Here is a 485-nt window from a genome sequence, read left to right on the forward strand (position 1 = left end):
ATTGCCGTACGCTCGATATGACCTTAGAGGAAGTGCGAATCTTGCTGCAGTTTCGAGATAGGCCTTACGAAGACTGCGGCAACGTCAATGAGCTGCTGGATGATCATATCCGTGCTGTAGAAGTACGCATGGAAGAGCTAACGCAATTAAAGCAGCACCTGACGATTTTGCGTCAGAAGTGCTCGAATACAGCACCCACTGCGTCGTGCGGAATTTTACGCGCCCTTGGCGATCGTTCTTGTCACGTTTAAAGCACCGTTTCACTATATGCCTTCAATCTGCCCAGTTAGTTTATCGTGATGTACTGTCACGAAAGGCGCGACGGTAATGTGAAGGTGAAATAGTTAATCTTTTAATTTCTTCGGGGTTAGATGAAGTTAGGGCGAGGCATGTTTTTAAAACTGTTAAATCTTCACGCTCTAGTCATTTCAGTGGAATTGTACGCTTTGTAGCTATTGTCTTAGCCATTTTATCAAGCCTCAGTT

The 485-nt window shown here is 44.9% G+C and carries 1 protein-coding gene; it reads left to right on the plus strand.

Going from position 1 to position 485, the window contains the following annotated elements:
• Positions 1-251 (plus strand): MerR family DNA-binding protein (locus tag AAEZ18_RS18385; RefSeq protein WP_352255841.1); only part of this gene is annotated, 251 nt, incomplete at its 5' end.
• Between the last annotated feature and the right edge of the window lie 234 nt (positions 252-485).

The organism is Pseudoalteromonas sp. 19-MNA-CIBAN-0066, assembly GCF_040308705.1.
GTDB lineage: Bacteria > Pseudomonadota > Gammaproteobacteria > Enterobacterales > Alteromonadaceae > Pseudoalteromonas > Pseudoalteromonas nigrifaciens.